Annotated in this window: 16 protein-coding genes; 11 read left to right on the top strand and 5 right to left on the bottom strand. The window is 52.9% G+C overall.

The genetic code is table 11. The features are described 5' to 3' along the window. Window positions 1–1,272, bottom strand: a complete 1,272-nt coding sequence (locus ACO0LG_RS06815) for a 3-dehydroquinate synthase (RefSeq protein WP_423024623.1) — start codon at window positions 1,270–1,272, stop codon at window positions 1–3. 142 nt (window positions 1,273–1,414) lie between these two features. Continuing rightward, the gene (locus tag ACO0LG_RS06810) at window positions 1,415–4,093 is read right to left on the bottom strand and encodes a ferritin-like domain-containing protein (protein WP_423024621.1); all 2,679 of its coding nucleotides are present in this window, start codon (window positions 4,091–4,093) and stop codon (window positions 1,415–1,417) included. Window positions 4,094–4,481: 388 nt separating this feature from the next. Between ACO0LG_RS06810 and ACO0LG_RS06805 the strand changes: the two genes are divergently transcribed. The 3 genes from ACO0LG_RS06805 (at window position 4,482) to ACO0LG_RS06795 (ending at window position 9,949) form a co-directional block, all read left to right on the top strand. After that, window positions 4,482–5,876 carry a nucleotide pyrophosphatase/phosphodiesterase family protein gene (locus tag ACO0LG_RS06805; RefSeq protein WP_423024619.1) on the top strand — a complete coding sequence of 465 codons (1,395 nt, stop codon included), beginning with the start codon at window positions 4,482–4,484 and terminating at the stop codon, window positions 5,874–5,876. A 37-nt stretch (window positions 5,877–5,913) separates the two neighbouring features. Then, window positions 5,914–7,035 (top strand): TatD family hydrolase, encoded by a 1,122-nt coding sequence (locus ACO0LG_RS06800; RefSeq protein ID WP_423024617.1) that lies wholly within the window; start codon window positions 5,914–5,916, stop codon window positions 7,033–7,035. A 100-nt stretch (window positions 7,036–7,135) separates the two neighbouring features. Further along, complete coding sequence (locus ACO0LG_RS06795; RefSeq protein ID WP_423024615.1) at window positions 7,136–9,949, top strand: tetratricopeptide repeat protein; 2,814 nt, start codon at window positions 7,136–7,138, stop codon at window positions 9,947–9,949. Window positions 9,950–9,965: 16 nt separating this feature from the next. On the opposite strand, the gene ACO0LG_RS06790 is transcribed toward ACO0LG_RS06795, so the two are convergent. After that, complete coding sequence (locus ACO0LG_RS06790; protein ID WP_423024613.1) at window positions 9,966–10,544, bottom strand: 5-formyltetrahydrofolate cyclo-ligase; 579 nt, start codon at window positions 10,542–10,544, stop codon at window positions 9,966–9,968. 69 nt (window positions 10,545–10,613) lie between these two features. On the opposite strand from ACO0LG_RS06790, the gene ACO0LG_RS06785 reads away from it, so the two are divergent. The 4 genes from ACO0LG_RS06785 (at window position 10,614) to ACO0LG_RS06770 (ending at window position 15,317) form a co-directional block, all read left to right on the top strand. Further along, window positions 10,614–12,536, top strand: a complete 1,923-nt coding sequence (locus ACO0LG_RS06785) for a transglycosylase SLT domain-containing protein (protein ID WP_423024611.1) — start codon at window positions 10,614–10,616, stop codon at window positions 12,534–12,536. 18 nt (window positions 12,537–12,554) lie between these two features. Next, a complete protein-coding gene (locus ACO0LG_RS06780; protein ID WP_423024609.1) occupies window positions 12,555–13,268 on the top strand; it encodes a glutathione S-transferase family protein in 714 nt (237 codons plus the stop codon). Window positions 13,269–13,303: 35 nt separating this feature from the next. Further along, window positions 13,304–14,497 carry a multifunctional CCA addition/repair protein gene (locus ACO0LG_RS06775; RefSeq protein WP_423024607.1) on the top strand — a complete coding sequence of 398 codons (1,194 nt, stop codon included), beginning with the start codon at window positions 13,304–13,306 and terminating at the stop codon, window positions 14,495–14,497. A gap of 133 nt (window positions 14,498–14,630) precedes the next feature. Next, a complete protein-coding gene (locus ACO0LG_RS06770) occupies window positions 14,631–15,317 on the top strand; it encodes a GNAT family N-acetyltransferase (RefSeq protein ID WP_423024605.1) in 687 nt (228 codons plus the stop codon). 547 nt (window positions 15,318–15,864) lie between these two features. On the opposite strand, the gene ACO0LG_RS06765 is transcribed toward ACO0LG_RS06770, so the two are convergent. Then, complete coding sequence (locus ACO0LG_RS06765) at window positions 15,865–16,368, bottom strand: Lrp/AsnC family transcriptional regulator (RefSeq protein WP_423024603.1); 504 nt, start codon at window positions 16,366–16,368, stop codon at window positions 15,865–15,867. 192 nt (window positions 16,369–16,560) lie between these two features. Between ACO0LG_RS06765 and hppD the strand changes: the two genes are divergently transcribed. Next, the gene (gene hppD, locus ACO0LG_RS06760) at window positions 16,561–17,673 is read left to right on the top strand and encodes a 4-hydroxyphenylpyruvate dioxygenase (protein ID WP_423024601.1); all 1,113 of its coding nucleotides are present in this window, start codon (window positions 16,561–16,563) and stop codon (window positions 17,671–17,673) included. Between the two features lie 88 nt (window positions 17,674–17,761). Beyond that, a complete protein-coding gene (phhA, locus tag ACO0LG_RS06755) occupies window positions 17,762–18,667 on the top strand; it encodes a phenylalanine 4-monooxygenase (RefSeq protein WP_423024599.1) in 906 nt (301 codons plus the stop codon). A gap of 66 nt (window positions 18,668–18,733) precedes the next feature. Here phhA and ACO0LG_RS06750 read toward each other — a convergent pair whose 3' ends face one another. Then, window positions 18,734–19,264: a DUF2147 domain-containing protein gene (locus ACO0LG_RS06750; protein WP_423024597.1), complete on the bottom strand. Its 531-nt coding sequence runs from the start codon at window positions 19,262–19,264 to the stop codon at window positions 18,734–18,736. Between the two features lie 255 nt (window positions 19,265–19,519). Between ACO0LG_RS06750 and ACO0LG_RS06745 the strand changes: the two genes are divergently transcribed. Next, window positions 19,520–20,257, top strand: a complete 738-nt coding sequence (locus ACO0LG_RS06745) for a response regulator (protein ID WP_423025561.1) — start codon at window positions 19,520–19,522, stop codon at window positions 20,255–20,257. Continuing rightward, the gene (locus ACO0LG_RS06740; RefSeq protein WP_423024595.1) at window positions 20,257–21,597 is read left to right on the top strand and encodes an ATP-binding protein; all 1,341 of its coding nucleotides are present in this window, start codon (window positions 20,257–20,259) and stop codon (window positions 21,595–21,597) included. Before ACO0LG_RS06745 ends, ACO0LG_RS06740 begins: the two co-directional genes overlap by 1 nt. Window positions 21,598–21,621: the final 24 nt, after the last annotated feature.

The raw sequence follows: 21,621 nt of genomic DNA, 5'->3' as shown, positions 1-21,621 counted from the left end.
TCAGCCTGCGATTGTGATGGATGTTGCGGTTGATATTGTCGGCGGTGCGCTTGTTTGCAGGCTTTGCAGCCAGTCTATCGCTGCCCGCACCAGTCCGGCATCCATCTCATGCACTTCTACACCACTGCCTATCGCCGCCAGCAAGGTGATGGTTAATTCTCCGCCCAGGTGCTCACGGAATTCTCGCAAACCCTGCAACACAAGTAATTCGCCTTGCGTATTCTGCGCGAGTAATTGCGGGTGCCACAAATCAAAACCGAGTTGAGTCAGCAAGCGGTGGATACGGGCATCTTCTCCTGCTGGCAATAAACCGGCGAGGCAGGAATAACGGGCATCCAGCGCCAGGCCTATGGCCACCGCCTCTCCATGCGACAGCGCATGTGCGGTCAGGCGCTCAAGTTTGTGGGCGACCCAGTGGCCATAATCAAGTGGCCGGGCAGAGCCGCTTTCAAACGGATCACCACCATGCGCGATCTGGTGCATGTGCAGGCTGGCTGAACGGGCGATGACGTTGTTCAGGATCGCGCTGTCAAATGCAGCCAGTGCGGGCAACTGTTTTTCCATCATGAGGAAGAAGGCATGGTCACGTATCAGGGCTACCTTGACAGCCTCTGCCAGCCCTGCCCGTTTTTCGCGCGCAGGCAGGATATCAATGAAAGCTGCATCATTGATGACAGCCCAGGGCGGTGCGAACGTACCGATGAGGTTTTTCTGTCCCTTCCAGTTAACGGCATTCTTGACACCGACCCCGCTGTCATCTTGCGCCAGCACCGTAGTAGGGAAGCGTATATGCCGCACCCCGCGATGGAAAATCGCAGACGCATAACCGACGGCATCCAGCACGGCACCGCCACCTATGGCGATGGCATAGGAATGCCGGTCTATTGCCCGATCTGACAACGCTCGCAGTAATTTCTCTACGAGGGCGGGATCATTCTTGCAGGCTTCGCCACCGGGCATCATGAAGATGTCAGCTATCAATTCCATGGCTTCATGATGGAAGCTGATATACGTCAGTATCTGTTCGGCAAGACCAGGCATGGCCCTGGCAACGCCTTCATCAAGAAAAATGGCAAGGCGGTGGCGGCGTTGCGGTTCGCGCAGCGTCACAACCGCACGAAAATCAGGATTGGCAATATCAAAGGCATCGCGGGTGGATACCACAGGGAAAGAATAATCGACGCGCACATGTTGCTGTTGCCAGGCACCGCGCAAGGCAGATGGTGCCGTCACATCGAGATCGGGCAGCCTGTTGAGTTCAGCCAATTTCACGATAAGTCCTTTTCATGGATACCACTCCAGCTCGCCATCATGCTGGATTTGATTATAAAACTGATATGCATTTATTTGCAAATTTATCAATCCCCCAGAAACAATATTGGCAACACTGTCTGGAGGAAACACAAGGGCTCATTCAACCGGGGGAAGGGAGCTGGAAACTCGGCCCAGCCGTCGTGCCATCATTCAAACCTGAAGGCGTCTCCATCAATTGTTGCGCCGCCAGACCCAATGAGAACATCAGGCCAACAGCCTGACCCAGCTTGTCTGGCTCACCATTGAAGGCGATGTGCAAGCCATTCAGCAGCGCCTGATAGGTACTGGCGAATTGCTCTTGCAAGATGCGGGCGCGTGAGCCTTTGGTATAGAGCGCCAGGTTGGGGTCATCCATCATCGGCCAGACACCATCGGGGTCAAACGGGATTTTTTCACCAGTATAGGAAAAACCATGCTCGCTTCTGACCAGACGGTAACCATTGACGATTTCTGCATATTTGTAATAGTGCGACAATTCACCATCGCCATCACCCGGATGACGTGCACTTGCGCCCTCGCCCTGACGCTTGATTTCATCTATCGCGCGGCAAGCATCCGCCAGTGAAGTGATCGCGAACAATTTGCCTGTGCCATGCCATTCCGTAACCTGTTTCTCTGCGTTGCCAAAACTGATCTGTCCGTCATTGCTCAAGTCCGTCAGGGTCTGTTTGATTTCGTCATAAAACCAGCCTATGGTGTATTTCGAGGTATCAACAGGCTCTCCTCTCTTGGCGCGGTAATGCACGGGCTCTATGGTTTTTTCTGGCTGCTCTATGGACATGAAGGCACGCAACTGATCGATAGAGCATTTACGCAGGCGCACATTAAGGTCTGCGCGCAGGCCACCGGGCAAGGAGCCAGGATAAACCGGCACGAATTTTGGGCGGTTGAACGTGGGTTTGCCACCGATAGATATCATCAGATTGGCGACCAGCGCCATATGCAGCATTTCTTCCATGACGACACTGCGTATCAACTGCGCCACTTCTATATTGGCATTCGGTTTGATACTGTAGAGCGCAGTCAGGTAAGGCGGTATGGTCGCATGCTCCAGCTCTATTGCCTGTTGCAGGGCACGATGCAGGTCGGGAACAGAATCAAGTTCCATGTAGAGCGGGCTTTCCAGCCACTTCAACAGCATCTCGCGCTTTTGGGTAGAAAGGTCGCGTGTCACCGGCATGTAATTGGGGTCTGATACGGGTGCCTTGAACACATTCTTGAGTGCATAAATCTTGCTGGTCAAACTCGCATAATTCGACAGATCAACAATCTTGTGCATGATGGGATAGAGGTCAGCATATTGCTGGAAGATAGGACGTACATCCGACATCCAGTCTGGCTTGTCGGGTATGGCGTAGCCGCTGAAGACCAGCGCATTCAGCGTCAGTGCGCCATTACCCACACTGCCCAGCGGCGGTGGCGTACTGCCTATCTGGTAGGTGACGCAATACACCTGACCATCAATATAGCCGCGCGGATTACCGGGGTCTGTCGCTTTCAGTGTCAATTCTGCCCGGCCATCGCTGCTGGTCGTAATGCTGGTCTGAAAAGCCAGTGCTTCGGTAGGTGTACCAACTTGTTGCGGGCCCGATACCGGTCCCTGGGTGACCTGACCTTCCATTGCTGAGGGATCAAAGCCAAGACTGATCTGGGTATTTGCCAGCGGCTGCCCAAAGCTGCTCGCATAAAAATGCACATTGGTGTTTTCTGGCGGATTGAACCTGAAGACAAAATTATCGGCACGCACCCACTGACCATTCGGTGCTTCCGCCAGCAAAGGCTGGGTCGCGTTTTTGACCAGGCCCAGCGGGGTATTATTGGCAGCGGCGAGCTGTGTGCTGCTCAAGGGAATGGAGACGATGCCTGCCGTGCTTTCATACCAGTGCTGCCCCTGGTAATTGACTTCCGCCAGCAATTGCGGCGGGCCATCATTCGGCAGCAAAGCTACAGTCAAACTGCCAGAATCTGCGCGGGCACCGCCCAGTTCTTCAATAGGCAGGCTATTACCGAGATCCAGTGTCAGCACATTGCCGACAATTTGCCCGATGGCGTCATTGGCTGTTTGCCCTGGCACTGCCCACAGGCGGCGGCCAGGCACAAAATGCCGTGGTTCACACGCATCATGCAAGCCTATGCTGCCAACCACGCGGCCAAAGGTGAAATTGGGTGAAGACATGGTGTCATCAAAACTATCGACATTAAACTTGATACTGAAATTGTCTGGCGTTTTATTCTCAGCCAGCAACTCTTGCAGGAAGCGTGAAGGCCCGGCACCGGTGATGCTGATCTGCTCCAGCACTGACTGGTAATAAGCACAAAAGAATGAATCTGGCTCGCCAGGTGGGTAATTGACCCAGATATCAGCAAACGGCGCGACCGCAAAACGGCTACGGAAACCCATGCCGGATGCCTCGCTGCCAAGATTGACCGAAAAGCCCCAGATCTGCGACACCATCTGTTGTTCACTATCGAGATCAACCAGCTTGCCCTCTACCCTGCTGTCGGTGCCATTCACGGCCAGGCCGATGACAGGATCAAGGCTGGGGTCGCTGCAAGTGCTGCCATCCTTATACGCCACGCTGGTCACTACGCACTGACGGAAACGCCATGCGCCCGTGCCGTTAGGATTCCACCAGCCATTGCTGGTACCTGGCCCCGGCATCTGGTAGTTCGAACGGAAACGCGCTGTATTGAAATGTTCAGGGTCATTATTGACCGTGGATACATCCGCTTGAAACTGCCCGGCAAAAACCAGACGGGGAAGGCTTAGATAACTCATGATTACTCCTGAGGTAGATATCAAGTGAATTGACGGGCTTACCTGGGTTTGCTGGCTTTGTCATGTTGATTGTGATGACACAGATGACGGCACCCGCTGCTTGCGCATAACCGTCGTGCCGCTCTGAACAGGCAGTACACAATTACAAATATTGAAACATTAATGCAAAATAATCAATGATTATTTGAAAACAAATGTTGAATTATGATGACATTTTTAAATTAACCAAAAAGAAACATTTTTTACACAAAGCATGTTGCAGTAAACCATGGATAAGATAATAATCAGGCAACAAGCGGGGCCGACAATGGCAGAGTAGCGTTTTGCGATATGCATTTGTCGTCACGGCCGCCCACCGAGCCATATAGCCAATAAACAAAGATTTTCCATGCAAGCCCAAGCCCTGTTAATACTGAATATCGTTGGACTGACACCTCGCCTGATAGGGATCTACACACCCAGGCTCAAGGCATTTGTTGAACAGGGCAAGCTGCTGCCCCTGCAAACCGTGACACCAGCGGTCACTTGCAGCGTACAGGCCACCATGATGACGGGGCTGCCGCCGCAACAACATGGCATAGTCGGAAATGGCTGGTTATTCCGTGATCTGGCAGAAATCTGGTTTTGGCGGCAATCGAGCAAGCTCATCACGGGAGAAAAAATCTGGGAAGCAGGCAAGGCGCGCGACCCCAGGTTCACTTGTGCAAACCTGTTCTGGTGGTACAACATGGCCTCCAGCCATGACTATGGCATTACACCCCGCCCTATCTACAAGGCAGACGGCCGCAAGCTGCCCGACTGTTATACGACGCCGCCAGAATGGCGCGATGAGCTGAGTCAAAAACTCGGTGCCTTCCCGCTGTTCCAGTTCTGGGGCCCGGCCACCACGATCAAGTCCAGCCGCTGGATCGCTGATGCCGCCAAGCTGGCGATCACGGAAAAAAATCCCACCCTGACCATGGTCTATCTACCTCACCTTGATTATGACTTGCAAAGACATGGGCCAGACCTGACAAGCCCGGCGGTACAGCAATCGCTGCGTGATATAGACGAAGTGGCGGGAGACCTGATCGCCCATGCGCAACAGGCCGGGCGTCGCGTCATGATACTGTCTGAATATGGCATCACTGCTGTCGATCGCCCGGTGCACCTGAACCGCCTACTGCGTGAAGCCGGTTATCTGGTGGTGCGCCAGGAAGATGGTGCAGAACTGCTGGACCCGATTGCCTCCAGCGCCTATGCGGTGGCTGACCACCAGTTTGCCCATGTATATATCTCCAGACCCGAATTGATTGCGCCGGTGCGCAGGCTGCTGGCCGGTGTTGCTGGTGTAGAAGGTATCTGGGCCGGTAGCGAGCGTGCAGAAATAGGGCTGGATCACCCGCGCTCTGGTGAACTGGTCGTCATGGCAGACAAGCGCTCATGGTTCACCTACTATTACTGGCAAGATGATGCACTGGCGCCTGACTTTGCGCGCACGGTAGAGATACACCGCAAACCCGGCTATGACCCGGCTGAATTATTTGTCGATAAAAATATCCGCTTCCCGAAACTCGCCGTCGCATGGCGGCTGGGCAAGCGCCTGCTGGGTTTGCGCAGCCTCATGAATGTCATCGGCCTTGATGCCAGCCTGGTCAAGGGTTCGCACGGCAGGCCGGTGGATGATGTGGCCGATGGCCCCTTGCTGATACTTGACCAGGCAAGGCCAGATGGCGTGAACGAAGTGCACGCGGCAGATATCAAGGACATCGCCTTGAAAATCATGTTTGAAGATCATGTTTGAAAATCGTGTTTAAAGATGCACACTCAGGAGCAGGCAAATGAACGAGAATGGCACACCCCAAGATAAGTACCCTGGCAACTTCGTCGCCGACAGCACGATAGTCGATGAAATGTTTTCTGACCGTGCCGTCACCTGCCCCTGCTGCAATGGCACGATCACGCCGCAGATGCTGCAAAACCTGCTGGCCCAGGCTGGGCAATTGCAACAGGGCCAGGCTGCATTCCGTCAATTGCCCAGCGGCGGCAATGGCATGATGATAGACCCACATGCACATATGATCGCCCGCACTACCGATGATTACGAAGCCATGGCAAAAGCCGGTATTGTCGCCGTCATCGAACCGGCATTCTGGCTCGGGCAATTGCGCACCAATGTCGGCAGTTTCATCGATTATTTTTCTACCATCACCGGCTTTGAGCGTTTTCGTGCCGGGCAATTTGGCATACGCCATTATTGCGCGATAGGTCTTAACCCTAAAGAGGCAAATAACCCGGCACTGGCAGAAGCGGTGCTCGACATCATGCCACGCTACCTCGGCAAGGAAGGTGTGGTCGCGCTGGGTGAAATTGGCTACGATGAACAGACCGAACTCGAAGACAAAGCCCTGCGGGCGCAAATCGCCATGGCAATGGAATTTGAACTGCCTATCATGATACACACGCCGCATCGCGACAAGAAACGCGGTACCACCCGCACCATGGACGTGCTGGAAGAATGCGGCTTTGACCCGGCGCGCTGCGTTATCGACCACAATAATGAAGAAACCGTGCAAGAGGTACTGGACCGTGGCTACTGGTGCGCCTTCACGATCTATCCATCCACCAAGATGGGCAATGAAAGACTGGCTGACATCGTCAATCAATATGGCCCCGAGCGCATCATCGTCAACTCGGCCTGTGACTGGGGTGTGTCTGACCCACTGGCCGTACCCAAATCAGCGCGCCTGATGGCCAGCCGTGGCATTTCTGCCGAGGTGATACATCAGGTTGTGTATGCCAATGCCTTGTCTGTGTATGGCCTGAACCAGGAGATGCAGGAAGCCCACTGGTGCCAGCCTGCCAAGATAGACCAGCGCACACTTTACAGTGGCAATTCGGTGCTGCGTGGGCAGACACCACGAGTGGATGAAGAAGTCTTGAATCCGGATATCATCCGCTGATACGCCTGAGTGCGGTCATCTGGTAAATCAATTTGCAGCCAGCAAGGCTGATTACTGGGTAAAATACCTGGAATTGATACCAACCAGATGACCTGCTCCCATGTTGAAATGGCTTAAAAACACTTTTTCAAAATCGACAGACACCTTCCAACAAGCGCATGACAGCAAACCCGCTGACCAGGATAATCTGCCAGTGGCTGAAGCCGCTGTGACTATGACTGCGACTGCGGCCGCGCCCGAACCACGACCAGAACAAACTGCTCAGTCAACGACAGAGGCAACTACCGTGATGGTAGAAGGTGACCAGAATGCCCTCGCTGTCGCCTATCAAAGACTGGAACTTGATCCGGCAGAAAACCTGCCAGCCAATATCCTCGCTGACAAGCTATATGAAAAAATGCTGTTACCAGAAGCAGAGGCAGTATACCGTCTGGTGTTGCAAGCCAGGCCAGAATCGCTGGAAAACTGGATCAATCTGGGCCTGACTCTGGATGGACAATCGCGCTCTGCAGAGGCCATACAGTGTTACCAGCACGTCATTGCACAAGAGCCTGGTAATACGATTGCTCATTTCAATCTTGCCGTCAGCCTGTCATTGCTGGGGAAAAATCCTGAGGCAGAGCAGGCTTATCTGCGCGCACTGGAAATCAATCCGCAAATGACGCATGCGCATTTCAACCTCGGCATACTTTTCCAGCAGCGCGACCATTTTAGCGGGGCCATCCATCATTATGAAGAGCTGCTGAAACTTGATCCACAACATTACTACGCCTATTGCAACCTCGGCATGATACTCGCCAGCCAGGGCCGCATGGCTGAGGCAGAATCCTGTTTCCAAAAAGCGATTGCTGCGCAACCTGAATTGTTCAATGCAGATTTTTTCCTGATCAACCTGTACCAGCAACAAGACAGACAAGCTGATGCGGAAACCCTGCTCAAGAATCTCTATCAGCGCCAACCTGAGAATATCAATGCGCGTGACAACTTGCTGAATCTGTACATGCAACAAAGGCGTTTTGCAGATGCAGCTAATATCTATCAACAGATGCTGAACCAAACACCGGCAGAGCCAATTCATTACTACAACCTGGCAGTCGTGCTCAAGGAGCAAGACCTGCTTGAGCAAGCGATACGGCATTATCAGCAGGCGGTACAACTCAAGCCCGACTTTACCGAGGCACACTGTAATCTTGGTGTCATCTTGCAAGAGCAAGGTAAATTGAAAGAGGCGCAAGCCAGTTATGAGCGTTGCCTGGAATGCAATCCCTGCTTCAGTATCGCCTTGAGCAATCTCGCACACATTTACAGCGGTAGCGGACAGTTTTTACAGGCAGAAGCAAATTATCGCAAGGCACTGGCACTTGAACCAGGCAATGCAGACCATCACGGCAATCTGGGAAGTTTGCTATACCAGCAAAATCGCTATGCCCAAGCCGAAACCAGTTTTCAACAAGCGCTGAAACTCAATCCCAATTCCTTCAACGCCCTGCACGATTATGGCAAACTGCACATGCACTTCAGCCGCCTGACAGCAGCACACCAGTGCTTTGAACAGGCGATCAAACTCAAGCCGGATTTTGCTGACGCCTACAATAGCCTGGGTGCCCTGTTTGATGACCAGGGCATGATCCCTGAGGCAGTAAATGCTTATCGCCAGGCACTGGAATACCGGCCTAATTTTTCTGAAGCCTATGGCAATCTGCTGTTTGCCCTCAACTATCACCCGGATCTGAGTGCAGAAGAAATTTTTGCTGCCTACCGTGAATATGAACAGCGCTTTGCTACACCGTTGTATCAGTTGCAGCGCCCGCCTACGAATAACAAGACAGCTGCACGCCGCCTGAAGATAGGCTATGTATCACCAGACTTGCGCCGCCACCCGGTACAGCATTTTCTTGAACCGCTGATGGCACATCATGACAAAAGCCAGTTTGAAATTTATGCCTACTCTGAATTGCTGACTGAAGATGCAGTGTCAGAGCGCTATCGCAGCTACGCCCATCATTGGATACCTACGACACACTTAAATGATGACGCATTGGCAGACAGAATCCGTGCTGATGGCATCGATATCCTGATAGACCTGGCCGGACATACCAGCAATAACCGTCTGAGGGTATTTGCCCGCAAACCAGCGCCGGTATCCCTGTCCTGGCTGGGCTTTGGTTACACGACCGGCTTGCAGGCCATCGATTATTTTTTGGCAGATTCTTCCACGGCCCCGCACCGGACAGAAGCGCTTTTTGCTGAAAATGTATGGCGCGTCGATAGCCCGGTATTTGCCTATAGACCCAAGGAAGGCATGGGAGCAGTCTCCAGCCTGCCAGCACTCAACAATGGCTATATCACGCTGGGCACACTAAGTCGTGCCGTGCGCATCAACCATCAAGTGATACGCACCTGGGCCAGGATATTGCAACGCCTGGAAAACGCCAGGCTGGTGATAGACAGCAGTAACTTCAGTGATACTGCCACGCGCCAGGCCATGGAAGACAAGTTTGTTGCACTGGGCATAGACAGAAGCCGCCTGCAAATTGGCGTGCACAGCCCGCCGTGGGATGTGCTCAGGGGCATGGACATAGGCCTCGATTGTTTCCCGCATAATTCGGGCACGACCCTGTTTGAAACCCTGTATATGGGCGTACCTTTTGTAAGCTTGCTGGGCAGGCCAGGTGTTGGTGGCATAGGCGCCAGCATACTGGAAGGCCTGGGGCGGCCAGAATGGATAGCCCGTACAGAAGATGAATATGTGGAAAAAGTCGTCAGCCTGGCATCGAACCCAGATTACCTGAACACCCTGCGCATGAGCCAGCGCAGCCAGATGCAAAACAGCAAACTCATGGATGAAACCGGCTTTTGCCGCAAGGTGGAAGCCGCTTACCGTTCCATGTGGCAAACCTGGTGTGAAAAATAGGGCTGAATGATAGCGTCTAGGCCCTGATGATGACATCCATCGCAATATCATGTGGCTCTGAGACAAATTCAGCCTCAGTGCAGGCATAGGCAATACCTATCGCCACAGGCCGTGGGCTTGCAGCCAGGGTACGGTCATAAAAACCGCCGCCATAACCCAGCCGGTAGCCGGCCTGATTCCAGCCCAGGCACGGGATAATCAATACCTGAGGCAGGCTGACCAGCCTGCCGTGCGCGGGGATGGCAATGCCATATTGATCAACCACCATTGCGTCCCCCATCTGCCAATCCAGAAAACTCAAAGCCTGATCCCTGGCCACGACCAGTGGCAAGGCCAGGTGGACGCCACTTTCCTGCAATTCTTGATACGGCAGACGCAAATCCGGTTCAGCCTGTATCGGCCAATATACGCCTATGCTGGAAGGCTTATGTTGCTGACACCATACAAGTAATTGCCTTCCAATCCCGGCATCCAATGCCAGTTTTTGCTCTGTCTTCATATCAAGGCGTTTTTTGCGTAACAGCTGGCGCAATTCAGGGCGACTTTGCGCTGTTTCAATGCTGAGTTTGTGTTCGCTATTCTTGGGCTGTGTCATACTGTCAGAAATGTAATCTCAAACTGTCAAAAGATGTCTGTGAAAAAAAGTTTAGCTGGTCTTAGCCTGATGATCTTAGCAGGTTTCGCAACAAGTCCTTTCGCTTATGCAGCGCCCGCGAAAAGGAGCCTGATTGCCAATGATGATGACCGCTTCATGGCGCTGCGCGATGCCGCCATGCATGATGACGCTGCCAGCGTGGAGCAATATGCTGCAGCCTTGAAGAATTATGACATTCCTTCCTATATCGATTATTACCGCATACGCTCGCGCCTGGTAAAAACCAGCAATAGCGAATTCCGTGAATTTATTAACAAGTATGAAGGCAGTGCCATCGCGGACCGCCTGCGTAATGACTGGCTGCTGATGTTGGGCAGGCGCGGCGAGTGGGACTTATTTGATCAGCAATACCCTTTGTTTATCGTCGCTGATGATAATCAGTTGCGCTGCTATTCCCTGCTATCAAAAGCCGTAAAGCAACAAAAAGTAGCGACCGAAGCGCGCAACTTGCTCAATAGCCCCCGCGATTATGGTGAAGGCTGTTATGCCATGGTGACTTATCTGGTCACGACCGGACAATTCAACCAGTATGATTTGTGGGCGCAAATGCGCATGGCGGGTGAAAACGGTGCCACGCCATTGGCGCAACGCCTAGGCAAGTTGCTGAACCTGCCAGAAAATCAAGTCGCAGAAGTCATCGACAAACCCGCCAGCGTGTTGAAAAAAGCACCGGATGCCGGCCATGCAGCGCATGAGCTCTACTTGATCGCCCTTGGCCGCCTGGCTAAAACTGATCACGAGCAGGCTGCCGCCACCCTCAACCGTCACGCGGCTCTGTTCACTGACAATGAAAAAGCCCTGGGTTGGGCGCAAATCGCCATGCAGGCTGCACTGAAACTGGAGCCAGAAGCTTTAGGCTACTGGCAAAAAAGCGAAGGCGCGCCACTGACGCTGGAAGCCTATCAATGGCGCACCCGCACTGCCTTGCGTGAACTTGACTGGAAACTGGTGAAATCCAGCATCACCGCCATGCCTGCCAGCCTGAAGAGTGATCCAACCTGGGTCTACTGGTATGGTCGTTCCCTGAAGGCAGAAGGAAAGAATGAAGAAGCACGGGCACAGTTTGCCAGCATCGCAGATCAACTGCATTTCTATGGGCAACTGGCGCTGGAAGAGCAGGGCCAAAAAATAGGCTTGCCAGCAAGTGTCAAACCATTGACGCCAGAAGAACTGGCACCGATGGAAAAAAATCCCAATCTGCAAAGGGCTTTGAGGTTTTATGCCATGAACTTGCGCTTTGAAGGCACGCGTGAATGGAATTGGGAATTGCGCAAGATGAGCGAACGCCAGCATCTGGCAGCGGCTGAACTGGCAAGGCAAAACAATTTGCTCGACCGCATGGTCAATACTTCTGACCGCACCAAGGGTGAACTGGACTTTAGCCAGCGTTACCCTACCCCGTTCAACGATAGCATGTACAAAACTACCCAGGCACTGGGCATGGACATGGCCTGGGTATATGGTCTGATACGCCAGGAATCACGCTTCATCATGAATGCCAAGTCGCATGTGGGGGCATCTGGGCTGATGCAACTAATGCCAGCAACAGCGCGCTATGTGGCCAAGAAAATTGGCCTGGGCAATTTTGTGCCCAATCAGGTCAATGATGTGGAAACCAATATTGCCCTCGGCACAAATTATCTGAACATGGTCCTGACTGATCTCGGTGGCTCGCAAGCACTGGCTTCTGCTGCCTATAATGCTGGCCCTGGCCGCCCGCGTGCCTGGCGTTCCAAGCTCAGCAAGCCGGTAGAGGGAGCTATTTTTGCTGAAACGATTCCTTTCAATGAAACCCGTGGCTATGTCAAAAACGTCTTGTCGAATGCGACTTACTACGCCGCCCTGTTCGAGAAAAAGCCACAATCACTGAAGTCACGTCTCGGTATCGTCGTGCCCAAGGGCATGACTGCCGGCGACCCCGATCTTCCTTAATTTTCAAGTGTAGACATCATGCAAGATACAGAAATGCAACCCGCCCTGGCCGCCATGCTGGACCAGCACCGTGCAGGTTTGCGCCTGGTGATAGGCAATAAAAATTATTCATCCTGGTCCATGCGCCCATGGGTGTTGATGAAGGCATTTGGCATCCCATTTGAAGAAATTCGCGTACTGCTGCACCAGCCAGATACCACCAACCGCATTGCCGAATATTCTGCCGCTGGCCGCGTACCGGTCTTGCTGGCGGGTGAAATCACGATCTGGGATTCACTGGCAATTTGCGAATACCTGGCCGAGCAATTTTCCATACTCAATCTGTGGCCGGAAGATGTCGCCGCAAGGGCAACGGCACGCAGTATCTGTGCTGAAATGCACTCCGGTTTTTCTTCCCTGCGCTTTGACATGCCCATGAACATCCGCGCCGACCTGTTTGGCAAGGGGCGTACCATAGGCTCACAGGCAGACATAGGCCGCATCAGTGAAATCTGGGAAGATTGCCTGGCACTGTATGGAGCCCATGAATTTTTGTTCGGTGCATTCTCTATTGCCGATGCCTATTTCGCTCCGGTGGTCATGCGCTTCCGCACTTATGGTGTTTCGCTGGCACCGGCCCTGCAAGCCTATGTTGACCGCGTCATCGCCCATCCGGCGGTAGCCCTGTGGGTCAGGGAGGCCTTGCTGGAAACAGAAAACATGCCCGGCCATGACAACCGCCATGGCGATTGAGCGTTAGTGCTGCAAAGATATAGATGATGACATCGATGAAGACATATATCGTAGGCGGTGCCGTGCGCGATGCCTTGCTGGGCTTCCCGGTACAAGACCGCGATTTTGTCGTCGTAGGTGCCACACCGGAAGACATGCTGGCAAAAGGCTTTCTGCCAGTGGGCAAGGACTTCCCAGTCTTCCTGCATCCCAAAACCCATGAAGAATATGCACTGGCCCGCACTGAACGCAAGACGGCTGCGGGTTACAAGGGCTTTGTATTTCATACCGATGCAGAAGTCACGCTGGAACAGGACCTGATACGCCGCGACCTCAGCATCAATGCGATGGCGCAGGATGATGACGGCAATATCATCGATCCTTATGGTGGCCTGCAAGATATCAAAAACCGCGTATTCCGCCATGTATCGATGGCTTTTTGCGAAGACCCGGTACGCATACTGCGTCTGGCCCGCTTTGCAGCCCGTTTTGCCATACCGCCGAAAGATTTTAGCGTGGCACAAGAAACTACCGCGCTGATGCAAACCATGGTGGCTGCCGGTGAAGTGGATGCGCTGGTAGCAGAACGGGTATGGCAAGAGATTTCTCGCGGCTTGATGGAAGCACGTCCTTCACGCATGTTTGAAGTCTTGCGCAGTTGCGGCGCACTGCAACGCTTGTTGCCAGAACTTGATGTCTTGTGGACTATTCCCGTAACAGATTACTCCAGCAAGGCTGAACAATTGATGCTTTTACTGGACGCCACCGTACAAACAGACCAGCCACTAACTACACGCTATGCCGCGTTATTGCATGACTTGGCAGCTGTTAAAATTGATGGGAAAGTTGCAGCTGAGCAAGGAAAACAGGGTATGGCGCTGGCCGATGCGATCAGCCAGCGACTAAAAGTACCGGCAGAATGCCGCGACCTCGCTGCCATGCTGGCGCGTGAGCATGTGCGCCTCAAAGATGCCGCATCGCTGTCAGCAGCTGACATCATCGATTTGCTGGGGCGTTGCGACGCTTACCGCAAGCCCCAGCGTTTCGATGAATTATTAAGTGCTGCAGCTTGCCTGTATGCTCAGGAGGACACTATCTATGCACCACAAATCCTGCTCAGCAAGGCACTGGAAGTGGCACAGCAAGTCAACGGTGGCGAGATAGCCAGCTTGCATGTCAGTAATCCAGCACAAATTCCGGTAGCAATACGGGCAGCCAGAATCGCCGCGCTAGAAGCCAAAAACAGTTAAATTCAGTTAAATTTAGTTAAAATGAAGAGAATAGAAGTTTTATTCTCAAAACATGGGCTTTTCTGGAATAATCCGGACAGATCATCTACAATGCATTGTGCAGTGCACAAAAGGCTACCCATAAGGAGCTGCTATGAATGCGTCAGACGTTTTTCCAGAAGATCCCACACACTTGTCAGATTCCGCAAAAAAAACATCCAAGTCCACAGTTTTCGTCAAGGAATTGTCAGAGAAGGACAGGCACCGCATCATGAAACACTTTCTTGGTCTTGAAGAAAGTGACCGTCTGTTGCGCTTTGGCACCTATCTGCCCGATGCCATGGTAGAAAAATATGTAGAAGGCATAGACTTCTCCCGCGACAAGGTATTTGGCGTCATCAGCCACCACTTCCGCATCGTCGGCGTCGGCCATCTGGCTTATGCCCCACGCGCAGAAGATGATGAAGCTACAGACAAAGACAAAGTCGCCGAATTTGGCGTCTCCGTGTCCAGTTCTGCCCGCGGCAAAGGCATAGGTTCAAAACTGTTTGAACGCGGTGCCATTCACTGCCGCAATGATGATGTCGATACCCTGTACATGCATTGCCTGTCGTCCAACCAGACCATGATACACATCGCCAAAAAAGCCGGTATGGAAATCCACCGCGCCTACGGCGAAGCCGACGCCTACCTCAAACTCATGCCAGCGGACGCCGCCAGCATGCTTAAAGAAGCCATGCAGGAGCAGGTCGCTGCGATTGACTACCGCATCAAGGCAAATACCCGCGCCGCGGCCAAATGGCTGAGTAATTTGCCGGGGATGAAGGATAGTTCGAAGTAATTGAGCTAAGGCATCTCACCACGGACATACGGAGATCAGAGAAAGTTACAAAGAGAGCAAAAACTGACTTCTTTGTATCCAGTTCGTTGATTACTCCAGTCCAACGAATCTCGTTTGCAAGGCGCATTGACGTTGCTGTTGACTTTGGCAGTTCCCATGTGCCCTGCATCCCTCTAGGGACGGAATCAGGCCTTGCAAGGCCTGATCGTTGCGCAGGCAGATTGCATGCACCCTGCAAGGCAAGCGAGTTTTCGGACTTTCCCATTTTTTGTAGTGCATAAACGGGCACCCCGCAGGGGCGACGACGCCTGGGTCGCCTTTCTTTGAATACTTTCTTTGTAGGGGACGCAAAGAAAGTATTTCGGCTGCCGGGCCGGGACCCGGCTTGCATCCACGAACGGCAATCGTTTTACATACGACGACAGTGTGCAACGAACGCCACTGGAGTGCCAGCCCGGTAGCCTCCTGCCTTCGCAGGAGCGACGATGTCAAGGCCAATTATATTAAAACGCCCCAGTTAAAACGTCCCAGTCAACGTACTCTCCCCTTACGTCCCCACCACCACCGGCAATGCCGTCGTATCCTTAATCTGCTGCAAGGCAAAACTCGACTTCACATCCAGCACAGCAGCATGCCGCAATAGCGTCTCCATCATGAAGCGCGAAAAGTGATTCATGTCTTCGACATGCACACGCAAGAGATAGTCCATTTCCCCGGTCATCGCATAACAGGCCACCACCTCTGGCCACTGTCCTACTGAAGCCGAGAAGTCATCGCGCGGTGAGCGTGAAGCGCCCTTGCCGGGGGCATCGCTGTGCTTTTCCAATCGCACATTGACGTAAGCCAGCAAACCCAGGCCTATCTTGGCGGGTTCCAGCAAGGCGACATATTTGCGGATAACACCGCTGTCTTCCAGGCGCTTGATGCGACGCAGACAGGGTGAGGGAGAAAGGTTGACGCGCTCAGCCACTTCCTGATTGGTGAGCCTGCCGTCTGCCTGCAAAATCGCCAGGATCTTGCGGTCTATCTTGTCCAGTTCAACCTCAAGCATAATCTGCCCAATACAAAATGAATTAAGCAATATTATTGCTCAAATCGGCAAACCATTGGGTTATTTTGCAATTATATGGCGCGTTTTGCAGACTATACTGAGAGCTTGAGCTACAACTCAGCCAGACTTAACACTAGCCAGCTGAATCTAGCCCGATGAAGCAATACTGATGATCACACTAAGGAGACAGGCATGACATTCCAAACTTGGGAAAACCCTATGGGTACCGATGGCTTTGAGTTTATCGAGTATGCAGCACCCGATCCAAAAGCACTCGGCGAATTATTCCTTACCATGGGTTTTACCGCGATAGCCAAACATCGCACCAAGGATGTGACGCTGTTCCGTCAAGGCGATGTGAACTTCATCATCAATGCAGAACCTGATTCTTTCGCACAAAAATTTGCCCGCAAACATGGTCAGTCTGTTTGCGCATTCGCTTTCCGCGTCAAGGATGCCAACGCTGCGTACAAGCGCGCACTGGAACTGGGTGCCTGGGGTTTCGACAATAAAACCGGCCCTATGGAACTGAATATCCCTGCCATCAAAGGCATTGGTGATTCCCTGATTTATTTCGTTGACCGCTGGCATGGTAAAGATGGCGCAGATGCAGGTGCCATCGGCAATATCAGTATCTATGACGCTGACTTCGTGGCACTGCCTGGTGTGGACTCCAACCCTGTCGGCAAGGGTCTGACTTACATCGACCATTTGACCCACAATGTACACCGTGGCCGCATGAAGGAATGGGCAGATTTCTATGAAACCCTGTTCAACTTCCGTGAAATCCGTTACTTCGATATCGCTGGCAAGCACACAGGCCTGAAGTCCAAAGCCATGACTTCACCTTGCGGCAAAATCCGTATTCCTATCAACGAATCTTCGGATGACAAATCCCAGATCGCTGAATACCTGGACCTGTACCACGGCGAAGGCGTGCAACATATCGCCATGGGCACCGACAATATCTATGACACAGTTGGCGGCATGAAAGCCAATGGCGTGGTATTCCAGGACACGATAGAAACTTACTACGATCTGGTCGATCGTCGCCTGCCTGGCCATGGTGAAAATCTGGAAGAATTGCGCAAGCTGCGCATCCTGGTCGATGGCAAGAGCACAGAAACATCGCGTGAATTGCTGTTGCAGATTTTCACGACCACGGTCATCGGCCCTATCTTCTTTGAAATCATCCAGCGCAAGGGCGACCAGGGTTTTGGCGAAGGTAATTTCCGCGCCCTGTTTGAATCTATCGAGCTTGATCAGATTCGTCGTGGCGTCATCAAAGACGAAACAACTGCCTGATGTATTAAAACTTTGTTTCGCCAATAGCTAATGGAGATATGAAAGAGGCTGGTCATCATCTTGATGCCGGCCTTTTTCACTGAAAAATATGGATACTATCGCTACTTCCGCTAGTGTTGACACGACTGTCAGCAACGACGATTTTCTGGCCACCGTTGCCGAAAAATCCAATGGTGCAGCCCTGCGTGGAAATTATGAAAAAGCCGACGCGCAATATGTCGTCGAGCAAGACTGGGATGCCTATACCGAAGCAGAGCATGAACTGTGGCGCAAGCTGTATCAGCGCCAGATGGAACTCTTGCCCGGCCGTGCCTGTGACGAGTTCATAGAAGCACTGCACAAGATGGATGCCTCGGCTGGCATCCCAAAGTTTGAGCGTACTTCAGAAGAATTATTTGCCGCAACCGGCTGGCGCATCGTGGCCGTGCCTGGCCTGATTCCGGAACTGACTTTCTTCGAACACCTGGCCAACCGCCGCTTCCCGATCACGGTCTGGTTGCGCACGCCGGAAGAATTCAATTACATCGTCGAACCCGATGTCTTCCACGATTATTTCGGCCATGTGCCCATGCTGTTCAATCCAATTTTTGCCGACTACATGCAGCTGTATGGCCAAGGCGGTTTGAAGGCGATGAAACTGGGTGGCCTGGATTTTCTGGCGCGCTTGTACTGGTACACGGTAGAGTTTGGCCTGATCAATACCGACAAGGGTTTGCGCATCTATGGCGCAGGCATCCTGTCGTCTGGTGGCGAGGTCGAATATTGCCTGAAGCCGGGAACGACTTCGCGCCATATCCATCTCGACATAGAACGCTGCCTGCAAACGCTGTACAAGATAGACAGCTACCAGGAAACCTATTTTGTCATCGACAATTTCCAGCAATTGTTTGATGGCACGGCACCGGATTTCACGCCTTATTATGAACGCCTGAAACAACGCGATGCCTTGCCAGCCAATACTTTATTGCCTGGTGAAGTTGAATTGCTGGCGTAAGTCTGGATTGCTATTGAAGATTGATATTGAAAAATGAAATGGGAGTATCAGGTGATGCTCCCATTTTTATTTTTGCGCCGTGATAATGTTGGATACGCGCGTCCACACCTGGGCACGGCCATTTTCTGGCTTGTCCTTGTAGGCAGTGACTTCCAGCTCGGTCTGGCTCAGCATGCGCATCTGGCAGGCGTAGGTCTGGCCATCGGCACGGTTAAAAATCTTGCCTGACCAGGTGTCGGCATTGCCTGGTGTAAAGCCTTCCATGATGGTCTTTCCCAATACCGGTACCGCAGATGCAGGCGTTGCGGCATTACCCATCGCAGTCATGTTGCTCAAATTTGCCACATCATTGACCTTGCTGACTTTGCCGCACAAAGCCTCACCACAATGACTGATCTGCACTTCCAGACTGCCACTTTGCGTAAGCCATGTACCCGCGACCGCGCCAGCTTTGCCGCTGGCCGGATTGTTGGCCTGGATTTGAGCTTCCACGGGTGCCAGGTAGTAATCAGACAAACCAGCCTGCTGCGCCTGGGCAGACCAGGCACTCATCAATACAGTGGCGAAAGTGGTGATAACGATCATTTGCTTTTTCATGTCAGTTCTCCTTGAGTTGTCGAGGTGATGAATTCATCACGGCAAGGTCATTAAACAAGCGCAAGGTATCTGGCAGATGTCAGGAAATGCCATATTTGCATCTACATATGTGTCAACAGTGCCCAGATACACTGGGATACAAAAGATTTTGTCTCTGCCAAGATTTAAGCTATAAAGCACCATGGAATAGATTATCAAAAAATGCGCATCAAGAATGCACAACCAGCCCCCCAACCAGCCCAGCACATGGAAAACATTGAATCCCCGGATCACATCCTCATCGTTGATGATGATGCAGAAATACGCGAACTGACTGCCCTGTACCTGCGCAAGAATGGCAACAAGGTCAGTACGGCTGCGGGCGGCAAACAAATGCGCGCCTTGCTGGAAGGCAGTGCCATCGACCTGGTTGTTCTTGATATCATGATGCCCGGCGAAGATGGTTTGAGCCTGTGCCGTGAGTTGCGCTCTGGCCCACATAAAGTTATTCCCCTGTTTTTTCTGACGGCACGCGCTGAAGAAACTGACCGCATCGTCGGCCTGGAAATGGGCGCAGATGATTACCTGACCAAGCCTTTCGCTGCACGCGAATTGCTGGCACGCATCAAGGCGGTCTTGCGTCGTACACGCATGCTTCCCCCTAAATTGCGCGAACAAAAACCACCCGCCATGCTGCATTTTGGTGACTGGCAACTTGATACCCTGGCACGCCATCTGCTTGATAAAGACGGTGTCCTGGTCACGCTCAGTGGGGCGGAATACCGCTTGCTGCAAGTCTTTGTCGAACACCCGCAGCGCGTGCTGAACCGTGACCAGTTGCTGAACCTGACGCAGGGTCGCGATGCCGACCTGTTCGAGCGCTCCATCGACTTGCTGGTCAGCCGCCTGCGCCAGCATTTGCGTGATGATGCCCGCGAACCACGCTATATCAAAACCGTGCGCAGTGAAGGCTATGTATTTTGCGCGCAAGTTACCGCACCAGAGGAAGCCTGATGCACATCATAGAAAGCCCGCACTGGCCGCACACCCTGTTTGGCCGCCTATGCCTGATTTTGCTTAGTGCCCTGCTGATGGCCTACGCACTGTCGTTTGCCTCGTCGCAGTGGGACAAGATGCAGGTCAGGAAAAATCATATGGTTTATTCGGTAGGCAAAGATGTCGCCAATGCGATTTCCTTTCTTGACCGCCTGCCAGTCAGCGAACGCCAGGCCTGGCTGGGCAAGCTTGCCCGCAACAACTATGAATATACTTTGCAGGCCGCCCCTGCTGATGCCAAGGACAGTATAGACCTGGACATTGCCAACGAGGCGATAGAGGCCATCAAGAATAATCTTGAACATCCGGCAAAGATCAAAATCAGCACCAGTATGGAAGCTGATAAAAAAATCCTGCAATTGCATCTGGCCCTGAGCGATGGCGCGCCGCTCACCGTGCGCCTGACTGCGTCGCCTTACACCATACAATGGAGCATGTTCTCGCTGCTCTGCGTACAGCTTGCCATCCTCATGGTGGCAGCCTGGCTGGCAGTCAGGACAGCGACACGCCCACTGGCGATGCTGGCCGATGCTGCCGATGCGATGGTCAAGCCTGGTGCCAGGCCACAGTTCCCTGCCCGCGCGCCGCGAGAAGTATTCCGCGCAGCGACTGCCTTCCAGAACATGCAGGAACGCATAGACACTTACCTGGCAGAACGCATGCAAATCCTGGCTTCCATCACCCACGACCTGCAAACCCCCATCACCCGCCTGCGCCTGCGCACCGAACTCATGGACGACGATACCCATCGGGATAAAATGCAGGCTGACCTGCAAGCCATGCAAAAACTGGTGGAGCAGGGCCTGGCCTATGCCAAGGTACAAAACCAGCTGCAAACCGACCAGGAAGCCAGCAGCAAGATCAAGCTCGATGCCCTGGCTGGCAGCCTGGTACAAGACTATTGCGACACCGGCCAGCAAGTCAGCCTCAATGGCAATACCCACCAGACCCTGCAAACCCGCCCTCTGGCCCTGTCCCGCCTGCTCGGCAACCTCATCGACAATGCATTGAAGTTCGGCGGTGAAGTCGAGCTTATTCTGAGCAGTGACCAGCAGCATGCAGTCATCACGGTACAGGACAGAGGCCCAGGCATCCCGGAAGAACAATGGGAAGCTGTCATGCAACCTTTTGTGCGACTCGAATCGTCCCGCAACCGTGATACCGGAGGCGCTGGCCTTGGCCTCGCTATCGTGGCGCAACTGGCTATACAACTGCATGCGGAGATACGGTTTGCCAATCGTGAAGGTGGCGGTTTGGCGGTGAGTGTCAGCCTGCCCTTGCAGGCTGCGGTGGGGTAGGTTTAATCGGTGAGCAATTGATCG

This window comes from Undibacterium sp. Ji42W, from assembly GCF_049340405.1.
GTDB lineage: Bacteria > Pseudomonadota > Gammaproteobacteria > Burkholderiales > Burkholderiaceae_D > Undibacterium.
This window is presented reverse-complemented; position numbering and strand designations above follow the sequence as displayed.

Bases quoted from the DNA above. Each gene is read 5' to 3' on its own strand.
- ACO0LG_RS06810 (WP_423024621.1), bottom strand. From the start codon at position 4,093: ATGAGTTATCTAAGCCTTCCCCGTCTGGTTTTTGCCGGGCAGTTTCAA.
- ACO0LG_RS06805 (WP_423024619.1), top strand. From the start codon at position 4,482: ATGCAAGCCCAAGCCCTGTTAATACTGAATATCGTTGGACTGACACCT.
- ACO0LG_RS06800 (WP_423024617.1), top strand. From the start codon at position 5,914: ATGAACGAGAATGGCACACCCCAAGATAAGTACCCTGGCAACTTCGTC.
- ACO0LG_RS06795 (WP_423024615.1), top strand. From the start codon at position 7,136: ATGTTGAAATGGCTTAAAAACACTTTTTCAAAATCGACAGACACCTTC.
- ACO0LG_RS06790 (WP_423024613.1), bottom strand. From the start codon at position 10,544: ATGACACAGCCCAAGAATAGCGAACACAAACTCAGCATTGAAACAGCG.
- ACO0LG_RS06785 (WP_423024611.1), top strand. From the start codon at position 10,614: ATGATCTTAGCAGGTTTCGCAACAAGTCCTTTCGCTTATGCAGCGCCC.
- ACO0LG_RS06780 (WP_423024609.1), top strand. From the start codon at position 12,555: ATGCAAGATACAGAAATGCAACCCGCCCTGGCCGCCATGCTGGACCAG.
- ACO0LG_RS06775 (WP_423024607.1), top strand. From the start codon at position 13,304: ATGAAGACATATATCGTAGGCGGTGCCGTGCGCGATGCCTTGCTGGGC.
- ACO0LG_RS06770 (WP_423024605.1), top strand. From the start codon at position 14,631: ATGAATGCGTCAGACGTTTTTCCAGAAGATCCCACACACTTGTCAGAT.
- ACO0LG_RS06765 (WP_423024603.1), bottom strand. From the start codon at position 16,368: ATGCTTGAGGTTGAACTGGACAAGATAGACCGCAAGATCCTGGCGATT.
- hppD (WP_423024601.1), top strand. From the start codon at position 16,561: ATGACATTCCAAACTTGGGAAAACCCTATGGGTACCGATGGCTTTGAG.
- phhA (WP_423024599.1), top strand. From the start codon at position 17,762: ATGGATACTATCGCTACTTCCGCTAGTGTTGACACGACTGTCAGCAAC.
- ACO0LG_RS06750 (WP_423024597.1), bottom strand. From the start codon at position 19,264: ATGAAAAAGCAAATGATCGTTATCACCACTTTCGCCACTGTATTGATG.
- ACO0LG_RS06740 (WP_423024595.1), top strand. From the start codon at position 20,257: ATGCACATCATAGAAAGCCCGCACTGGCCGCACACCCTGTTTGGCCGC.